The organism is Streptomyces spongiae (assembly GCF_009377185.1).
In the GTDB taxonomy this organism is placed as follows: Bacteria; Actinomycetota; Actinomycetes; order Streptomycetales; family Streptomycetaceae; genus Streptomyces; species Streptomyces spongiae.
This window is the reverse complement of the sequence record NZ_VJZC01000001.1, coordinates 109,126-118,571: the sequence shown is the minus strand read 5'-3', so window position 1 is coordinate 118,571 and position 9,446 is coordinate 109,126. Positions and strand designations below refer to the sequence as shown.

Genomic DNA, 9,446 nt, shown 5'->3' with positions numbered 1-9,446 from the left:
GTGGAGGGGTGGGCGTGGCGGGTATGCGACACCTCGCAGCTACTGATTGACCTGCTCGCGGGATGTATTGTCTCCTTCTCAGGGCGACAGATCCATGCGGGGCGTCAAGTGAACTGTCTGTCGGCTCGCAGGGCGCGCAGGAGAACAGGACGAAGGCGATCGTGCGGGGTGCGCCGGGCACGGGGGTCTCGTCCCGTCGTCGTCAGTGAATCATGCGGAGACGGGCGCCGACACGACACGGAGACGGGCGCGACAAGGCCTGCCGGAAGCTCGACTCCCGGCAGGTCCTGCCGAACCCCTTGTGCCTCGAATTTCGATCGCTCGGTCGAAGGGGCGAGGGAGAGGGCGGTGACGCCGCGCAACCGGCTGTCTTGCAGCAGCGCTGGGTGGGGAGCATGGTGGGGACACAGCCCGGTGATCCGGCTACACCTCCAGTGAGACACGACAATGACCTTCTCGGCATCGCCGCGCCGGCTTCCTCCGGTGTCGGCGAGCACCTTCATCGACACGGCCGCGGCCCTCGTGGTCGCCGACCCGAGCGGCAACGTGACCTGCTGGAGTGCCGGCGCGCAGTCCCTATGGGGATACGAGCCCCCGGAGATCCTCGGCAGGCCGTTGACCGATCTCTTCGCTGCCGACGGCCCGAGGCTCCGCGACCATGCGGGCCGCGCACTGCAAGCGGAGGCGCGGTTGTACCCGTTGTCGGCCGATGACCGCCCCGTCGGCTATCTACTGATGGTGCAACCCGCGGCCGGCGCGGATCCCGTGGACGACGAATTGACACGATGGCTGTTCGACCAGTATCCCTCGCCGCTGGCGGTCTACGGCCCGGATGCGCGGGTACGGCGGATGAACACCGCGGCATGCCGAGCGATCGCCCTCGGTGAAGACGAGGTCCGTGGCCGACTCATCACGGAGTTCCTCGAAGGGCCTGCCTTCGCCCTCGTTCACGAGCGGCTGGTGCGCGTGGCGGAGAGCGGTGAGCCGGAGTACATGGAGAACTTCGTCCGGACCGCCGGGGTGCCCAGGGCACACGCCTGGGCACTGGACGTCTTCCCGCTGAAGAACTCGGACGGCGGCGTGCAAGCGGTCGGTCTGTCGATCATCGACTACTCCGAGCAGTACGACATCAGGGAGCGACTGGCGCTGCTGAGCGAGGCCCGCAGCCGGATCGGCGGACAGCTCGACGTACCGGGCACCGCCCAGGAACTCGCCGAGCTCGCCGTGCCCCGCTTCGCGGACGCTGTCAGTGTCGAACTGCTGGAGCCCGTCTTCCGAGGCGACCTGCCCGGTCCCCTGTTGAGTGGGTCCGTCCAGCTGCGTGAGGCGGCGTTTCGTACGGTGGCCGGGACCCTCCCGAACGGCCCTCCGCCAGGTAGGACGGCCCTACATCGGAGATCCTCGCCCGTGGCGCGTTGTCTGATCACCGGCCGCGCGGAACTGCACGCCGTCAGCGCCGAGGACGCGGCCCCTTGGAAAGAGCCCAGCCGGAGTGAGCCGGCGTCCGGCACGGGCGCACACTCGCTGATCGCGGTGCCCATCCGTGCTCGTGGCACAGTGCTGGGCGCGGTCGTCTTCCTGCGGTATGCCGCACTGCGACCGCTCTTCGACGCGGGGGACCTCGCCGTCACCGAGGATCTGGTCGCCCGAGCCGCGGTCTGCCTCGACAACGCCAGGCGCTTCACCCGTGAACGCGGTATCGCCCTTGCCCTGCAGCGCCAGTTGTTGCCCCACGGATCACCTACGCATCCGGCCGTGGAGACAGCGGCACGCTACTTGCCTGCGGGCGGCGACGCCGAAGTGGGTGGCGACTGGTTCGATGTGATCCCGCTGCCCGGCGCGCGAGTCGGCCTGGTCGTCGGCGATGTCGTCGGGCACGGCATCCATGCCTCCGCCACCATGGGCAGATTGCGTACCGCCGTCCGCACCCTCGCCGACATCGACCTGCCGCCCGACGAACTTCTCACCCACCTCGACGACATCGTCACCCACGCCGCGGACGACGCGCTCGCTGACGCCGATGCCACCGTGACGGAACGTGTCTCGGGTGACCTGGGGGCGAGCTGTCTGTACGCGGTCTACGACCCGGTGGCCGGCATCTGCGCCCTGGCCCGAGCGGGCCATCCGCCGCCCGTGCTGCTCACGCCCGACGGAATGGCGCGGGTCCTCGACGTACCGGCCGGGCCGCCGCTCGGACTCGGCAGCCTTCCCTTCGAAGCGGGAGAGTTCCGCATTCCCGAGGGCAGCCTTCTCGCCCTGTTCACCGACGGGCTCATCGAAACCCGCGGCACGGACGTCGACGAGCGACTCGGCGCCTTGTGCCGTGCTCTGGAGGCTCGTCCGACCGGCTCAGCCGAGACGCAGTGCGACTCGGTGCTCGACGCACTGCACACGGACTCCCGCGACGACGACATCGCGCTGCTGCTCGCGCGGACCAAGGTGCTGGACCGTGACCACGTCGCCTCCTGGGAGCTGACCCGTGATCCGGCCGCCGTCGCGGAAACACGCAGAGAAGTGGGCGAACGCCTTGCCGAGTGGGGGCTGGAAGAGGTCGCGTTCACAACAGAACTGGTGGTAAGTGAACTGGTGACCAACGCGATCCGGTATGCCACGGTTCCCATCCAGCTGCGGTTGATCAGGCAGGGCACCCTCATCTGCGAGATCTCCGACGGCAGCAGCACCTCGCCTCACCTGCGCCGGGCCCGGCTGAGCGATGAGGGAGGCCGGGGCCTGTTCCTCGTCGCCGAACTCAGCCATCGCTGGGGGACCCGGTACACCTCGACCGGCAAGACCATCTGGGCCGAGCAGTCTGTCGACAGCCGCGGAAGCGTAAGTCGGTGACGACGGCACCGGCCCAGGCGCCCTGCCCACACCGCCGTCGAACAGCGCGGTGCCGTGGCCGGACCGAAGAGCGCGGTGCCGTGGTCGGACTCAGGTGTAGGTGTGGAAGCCGCGGCCGGTCTTGCGGCCCAGGAGTCCAGCCTCCACCATGCGCGCGAGCAGCGGAGGAGCGGCGTACAGGGGTTCCTTGAACTCCTCGTAGAGGGACTCCGCGACGGCCTTGGTGGTGTCCAGGCCGATCAGGTCGGCCAGTGCGAGCGGGCCCTGCGGATGGGCGGCGCCGCGGACCAACCCCTGGTCGATGTCCTCGGCCGTTGCGAAGCCCGATTCGAGCATCCTGATCGCGGAGAGGATGAACGGGATCAGCAGGGCGTTGACGACGAACCCGGCGCGATCCTGGCAGTCGATGGCGTGCTTGCCCAGGTCGTCCCGCACGAACGCCCGGGCCCGCTCGGTTACGGCGCGGTCGGTCATCAGCGACGGCACCAGCTCGACCAGTGAGAGCACCGGCACGGGGTTGAAGAAGTGGATGCCGAGCACATGGCTCGGCCGACGGGTCACCACGGCCAGCTTCATGATCGGGATGGAGGAGGTGTTGGACGCCAGAATCGCCTCCGGGTCCGTGACGATCTCGTCGAGGCGGCGGAACAGGTCGGTCTTGGCGGCCTCGTCCTCGACGATCGCCTCGATCACCACATGCCGGTCGGCGACCCGCTCGATCTCGGTCACCACGCCGATCCGCTGGAGGACGGTCTTCGCCGAATCGATCTTGCCGCGGCTCTCGGCGCGCTTGAGGGAGGCCTCCAGCCGCTGCCGCGCGGCGTCGGCCGCGGCGTCGGTGGACTCCACGACCGTGACGTCCCGTCCGGCGCGGGCACACACCTCCGCGATGCCCGAGCCCATCAGCCCGCCTCCGATCACACCGACCCGCCGGATGTCCTTCACACTCGCTCCCTCTCGCGCTGGACGGCGTGTGCGGCAGGTGCCGCCGCGGCTTCGCCGATGTGGATCCGTCCGCTGGTCATGGACAGTGACGCGCCGGTGCCACCCCAGCGACCGGCGATCATCTCCGCCACGATGCTGACGGCGGTCTCCTCCGGGGTCCGAGCCCCGAGGTCGAGTCCGATCGGGCTGCGCAGCCGCGCCAGCTCCATCTCGTCGAGGTGTGCCTCGCGCAGCCTTGCCATGCGTTCGTCATGGGTGCGCCGGGATCCCATTGCCCCGACATAGGCGATCTCCGGGGTTCGCAGCGCCACTTCGAGCAACGGCACGTCGAACTTCGGGTCGTGCGTCAGCACCGCGACCACCGTACGGCGGTCGACGCGGCCCGCCTCGATCTCCGTACGGAGGTAGCGGTGCGGCCAGTCGACGACGACCCGGTCGGCGTCCGGGAACCTGCGGGCCGTCGCGAAGACGGGCCGTGCGTCGCACACGGTCACGTCGTATCCGACGAAGGAGCCCAGCCGGGCCACGGCCGCGGCGAAGTCGATCGCTCCGAAGACGAGCATGCGCGGCCTGGGAGCGAACGCGGCGACGAAGACCTGCATCCCGCTTCCCCGCCGTTGGCCGTCGGGGCCGTACGAGAGCACCCCGCTGGACCCTGCCGCGAGCATGCCCAGGGCGTCGTTTCGGACGGCGGTGTCGATGCGCGCCGACCCCAGGCCGTTGTGACCTGCGGTGCCGTCCGGCCGCACGATCATCCGCCGGCCGACCCGATCAGGACACGGATGGGCCACGACCGTCGTCACGGCCACGGGACGTCCGGCCTCGACATCCTCGACGACGTCGCCGAACTCCGGATACCCGGTACGTGACACGACCTCGACGAAGACGTCCAGAACGCCGCCGCAGGTGAGCCCGACGCTCAGCGCGTCGTCGTCCGAGACGCCGTACCGCGTCAGCGACGGCGCCCCCGATGTCATCGCGGCGAGGGCGCGCTCGTACACGTCGCCCTCCACACAGCCGCCCGAGACCGATCCCACCACGGAACGGTCCGGGCCCACGAGCATGGCGGCACCCGCGGGGCGCGGGGCAGAGCGGAAGGTCGACACGACCGTCGCCAGTGCGACGTCGTCCCCCGCCTGCCACCACCCCCGCAGATCACCGAGCACCTCACGCATGGTGGTGCCCCGATCGCCCCGTCCCATGGATGTCCCCGACGCGAAGCCGATCCATCACAGGTCCAGGACCAGCTTCGGCCCTCGGCACCGGGAGACGCAGATCATCAGCCGGTCGCCGGCGGCCCGCTCGCTCTCGGAGAGCACCGAGTCGCGGTGATCGATGTCGCCGGCGAGCACCATCGTCTCGCACGAGCCACAGGTGCCCTCAGCGCAGGAGCTGATCACGTCGGCACCGGCGTCCTCCAGAACCGACAGCAGTGTCTGGTCGGCCGGGACCTGGAGGACCGTGCCGCTGCGGGCCAGCTCGACCTCGAAGGCATGGTCGGCGTCGGACGTGAGCTCCGTGTCGGTGCGAGCACTGAATCGCTCGATCCGCAGCGCTCCCGCGGGCCAGCGCGCCACCCGCTGCTCCACGGCGTCCAGCAGCGGCCCCGGGCCGCAGCAGTAGATCAGCGTGTCCGGCTCCGGGTTGGCCAGAAGACGGTCCAGGTCGATGAGGCCGGCCTCGGACTGCGGGACGATCTCCACCCCTGCGTGCAGTTCCCGGAGTTCGTCGACGAATCCCATCGACTCCCTCGTCCTGCCGCCGTAGACGACGGTGAGATCAGCGCCCATGCCGCGTGCGGCGCGCACCATCGGCAGGATCGGCGTGATGCCGATGCCGCCGCCGATGAACAGGTACCGGCGGGCGGGTTCCAGCGCGAAGTGGTTGCGTGGGCCCCGGGTGGGCACGAGGTCCCCCTCGGCCAGCTCCTGATGGACCCACTGCGAGCCGCCGCGCCCCTCCTTCTCCAGCAGCACCCCGACCCGCCAGGTGTGCCGGTCGTCGGGGTCACCGCAGAGGGAGTACTGACGAGCGGCACCGTCGGGCATGATCAGGTCGATGTGAGCGCCGGGCTCCCACTCGGGCAGCGGCCCGCCCGCCGGGTCGACGAGTTCCAGGGCCACGACACCCTCGGCGGCCCGCCACTTCCGTGCGATGCGCACCACCCGCTCGGCGCGCTCGGTGACCTGGACGTCTGACGTCATCGTGAGCGTGGTCATGCGGCCTCCGAAGGTGCGGCCGCGTTCATCCTGAGCGGCATCTCGTTGACTGACAACACCGGGTAGCTGCGCCGAACCACATCACCGTTCAGGCTGAACGACGAGGTCCGGGCGGGGAAGGGCTCCTCGAACATCGCGGACTCGGGGTCACTCAGATTGCTGTTGCTCAGCTTGTCGATGGTCATCACGAACTCGTGGTGGACCGGCCAGTCGGATTCCGGAATGCCGAGGGACAGGCACAGCACACGCGTCGGATACGGGTAGGAGAACGACTCCGCGAAGTCCACCTCTCCCGCCGTGACCATCGCGTCCACCATCTCGACTGCGATCTGCCGGATTCCGGCCTCAAGGCGACCGACCACCTCGGGCGGGAAGTTCGCGTTCAGCAGCTCGCGGAATCCGGTATGCAGCGGCGGGTCCGCGAAGAGCGGGATGATCACGGGCGTGCCGTCCCGTTCGGTCGTCACGGTGCTGCCCATCCTCCGGAAGCCACGCAGGACGGTCGGGAGCTCGGCGTGACTGAGGGCAGCCCACCGGTCCACCTTCGACCCGTCGACCTCGACGCGTGACATGGGGCACTTCGCCGGCATCTCGCCGTACGCTTCGGCGGTTCCCGCGGTGGGGTCCGAGTCGAGGTGCCGCATCGCCCACGTGGCGTTCCACCGAACGGTCATGGTTCAGCCTCCGCGGAGTCCTGGCCCCAGCTGCACATGGGTTCCTCCTGGTTCAAGATGGACGTTGGCCGTCCCAGCCCGTCTCGATTCGCCAGGCTGGTCGAAGCGAGAGTCGCGTCCCATTGAGAGGACTTGACGTCCTCTATTCGCGACATTAACTATCGGCCACAGTGACGTCAAGGCTGCGATCCGACTCGCCTCGCGCAAAATTTTCCGGGCGTTCTCCCAGGGCGGGGAGAGGGTTCGGTCGTCGCCTCGCCCCCTCGGCCTGTGCGCCTGCAAGGCGACCGAGTACTCCCCGCGGGACGGTTGAAGCTTCGGGAGGGACTGACGGGGGCGGCTGCATGCAGCGCGGACCCCGCGTACGGCCAGGATTATGGGTTCGGGGACAGTCTGCCCTCCAGGGCGGACATTTCGACAGGGTAGCCGCCTGGAACTACCTAGACGTGTCCGGTGGGAGAGATGTAACGTCCCGCGGGCGAATCGTTGGTAGTGCGTCGCCTTCATCGGCGCCCCGATGGACGTCACCTGGCGGTCCGTCTCGCAGGGGGCGGGCCGGCAAGGCCCCGGGCGCAGAGCCGACTCCGGAAAGGGAATATCGAACATGGGGATCAAGGGCATCACCTGGCACGCCGTTGTCGTCGACGGCGAGGCGTTCGGCAGTACGCGTCAGTTCTTCAACGATCTCCTCGGAAGCGGACCCGCGTGGGAGGCCGACGGCTACAGCGCGTTCCAGACGCCGGACGGCTCGGACCTGGAGCTGCTGGCACCGACCCACGTCCCGGCGTACGGACTCAACGACGGCGTCGCCTTCGGCTTCATGGTCGACGACATCGACGAGGCGTCCGCGGCCGTCGAGACCGCCGGTGGCACTCTGGTCGGCGAGGTGGTGCGTACCGACGCCGTGGCCTACCGGCACTTTCAGGATCCCGCAGGGCGCACCTACACCCTCACCCAGCCCCTCGGCTGAACGTCGGACCACCGGTCGGAATCACGGCCGGGAGGAGTGGCGGGCGAGGATCTCGAGGGCCATGGGGCTCTCGGCCGATGGCATGCGCGGCCGGTGACATGCACCGCGGCCGGTTCCTCGCGTCCCGCTGACGCCAGGTTGGCGCGACGGCCGGCGGTACGACTGCCGGTTGCCGCCTTTGGGTGCGTGTTCGCGTTTTGATCTGGGCCTCCAGGGCTCCGATGGAGGCGGGCCGGTCCACGATGACCGCCTTCTCGTCGGCGGGGGTGAGTCCGCGGCTGTGGTGAGTGGTCCTGCCGACGTCAGGGCTGAGTGGCGCGCCGACGTCCCAGGTGTCGAGCATCGCGCCCTTCCAGGAGAGTTGACCAACATATGAGATATCTTGTCTTGCAGTGAGGACGCAATTAGCATTGCCGTGGCCTCCTGGGAATTGGTGAGGCCGGCGACCTCCATCGGAGGAGAGGCGGCAGTCATGACCGAGAGACCTGTTTCCACGGCCGAGTTTTACGACGAGTACGGCGACCGGCTGCTGGTGTGCGACCTCCAGTTCGCGCAGTACGGTGGTCGTCGCGCATTCCAGGGGTCGATCGTGACGGTGCTTTCCTACGAGGACAACGTGTTGCTCAAGCAGGTCGTCGCCGAACCCGGGGACGGCCGTGTCATCGTGGTCGACACCCAGGGCTCGCTCCGGGTGGCCATGCTCGGGGACAACATGGCGAGGAAGGCCGCCGAGAACGGGTGGGCGGGCATCGTCGTCAACGGGGCCGTCAGGGACGCGGTGGCCCTGCGCGGCCTGCCGATCGGCGTGAAGGCGCTCGGGACCAACCCGCGGCGCAGCCTCAAGCAGGGGACGGGCGATCTGAATGTGCCGGTCGCCTTCGGAGGGGTGGCTTTCCATCCGGGGGCGACGCTGGTGAGCGACGGCGACGGGATCGTCGTCCTGCCCGGTCAACCCTGAGGCCCGCCACACCCGGGGCGCGTCCCGTGTCGTTCAGGCGGTGCTTGATCCTCAGCGACTCGCGCAGATCCCGTTCGACCTCGTCGAGGGCCCAATAGCAGCGTTCGTACACGTCCTGGACGATCCGCCAGGCGTCGTCCACCTGGTCGAGAAGGAGGTGCGCGACGGCCGGCTGGATCCTCAGCGTGTTCGGGTACTCGTCGGAGACGCCGGTGTCCGTGTACAGCCTGAGCGTCTGCCGGAACTGTTCGATCGTGCCGTGCACGTCGTCGTGGGAAAACCAGTGCACCCCCGTCATATGGGTGGGGTACGCGATCAGTTCGGGTTCACCGAGCCCGTCGGCGATGCGCAGGCTCTCGCCCAGATCCGACCGTACCGGCTCCGTGTGCCCGCGTTCGTCCGTGGCCGCGTGGTGCTCCTGGGAGATGCCGCGCACGCGACCACACCCGACGTAGGGCAGGGGTGCCTGCCTGGCGATCAAGGACGTTCTGCGTTCCTACGACGCAGCCCGCCGCCCGCCGCCCCCGCGCGGGAGCCATCGCCCCGTTCTCCGGCAGGCTCGCCGGCGTCATGCAGGTCTCCAGCCCCGCACTCGGCTGGGTGCGCGACACGCTCACCCGTGCCACGCCCACGCCGCTGTTCCTGCGTGCCGTGAGCATGGCGTACGGCTGGACACCAACAACGCGTTGACCGGCCCGCCGTCCGACGCGGTCAGATGCGGACGGGCGCGGATCGCGGCCAACTGTGTCTGGTTTGCGGGGGTTCGAGGAGAGGCCTGCCTGGCCCGCGGCCTTGCCGCGCGCGGGGCCGACTGCCCTGATGGCCGGCAGGCTGCGCCG

At 69.3% G+C, this 9,446-nt stretch carries 7 protein-coding genes; 3 read left to right on the top strand and 4 right to left on the bottom strand.

Features of this window, described 5'->3' with window-relative positions; translation table 11 throughout:
* The first annotated feature begins 447 nt into the window (after nucleotides 1-447).
* Nucleotides 448-2,841, top strand: coding sequence for a SpoIIE family protein phosphatase (locus tag FNH08_RS00515; RefSeq protein WP_152769199.1), 2,394 nt, complete (start codon nucleotides 448-450; stop codon nucleotides 2,839-2,841).
* A gap of 90 nt (nucleotides 2,842-2,931) precedes the next feature.
* On the opposite strand, the gene FNH08_RS00510 is transcribed toward FNH08_RS00515, so the two are convergent.
* Genes FNH08_RS00510 through FNH08_RS00495 form a run of 4 tightly spaced genes read right to left on the bottom strand, consistent with a single transcriptional unit; the run spans nucleotide 2,932 to nucleotide 6,679 of the window.
* On the bottom strand, nucleotides 2,932-3,786 hold the full coding sequence (locus tag FNH08_RS00510; protein ID WP_322723383.1) for a 3-hydroxybutyryl-CoA dehydrogenase: 855 nt from the start codon (nucleotides 3,784-3,786) through the stop codon (nucleotides 2,932-2,934).
* A complete protein-coding gene (locus tag FNH08_RS00505; protein ID WP_152769210.1) occupies nucleotides 3,783-4,961 on the bottom strand; it encodes an XdhC family protein in 1,179 nt (392 codons plus the stop codon). The genes FNH08_RS00510 and FNH08_RS00505 overlap by 4 nt, the downstream gene beginning before the upstream one ends.
* A gap of 54 nt (nucleotides 4,962-5,015) precedes the next feature.
* A complete protein-coding gene (locus FNH08_RS00500; RefSeq protein ID WP_152769197.1) occupies nucleotides 5,016-6,005 on the bottom strand; it encodes a PDR/VanB family oxidoreductase in 990 nt (329 codons plus the stop codon).
* Nucleotides 6,002-6,679: a cytochrome P450 family protein gene (locus tag FNH08_RS00495; RefSeq protein WP_152769196.1), complete on the bottom strand. Its 678-nt coding sequence runs from the start codon at nucleotides 6,677-6,679 to the stop codon at nucleotides 6,002-6,004. Before FNH08_RS00495 ends, FNH08_RS00500 begins: the two co-directional genes overlap by 4 nt.
* A gap of 604 nt (nucleotides 6,680-7,283) precedes the next feature.
* Here FNH08_RS00495 and FNH08_RS00490 point away from each other — a divergent pair.
* Both FNH08_RS00490 and rraA read left to right on the top strand, forming a co-directional pair.
* Nucleotides 7,284-7,649, top strand: coding sequence for a VOC family protein (locus tag FNH08_RS00490; protein WP_152769195.1), 366 nt, complete (start codon nucleotides 7,284-7,286; stop codon nucleotides 7,647-7,649).
* 472 nt (nucleotides 7,650-8,121) lie between these two features.
* Nucleotides 8,122-8,607, top strand: a complete 486-nt coding sequence (rraA, locus tag FNH08_RS00485) for a ribonuclease E activity regulator RraA (RefSeq protein WP_152769194.1) — start codon at nucleotides 8,122-8,124, stop codon at nucleotides 8,605-8,607.
* The last annotated feature ends 839 nt before the right edge of the window (nucleotides 8,608-9,446 follow it).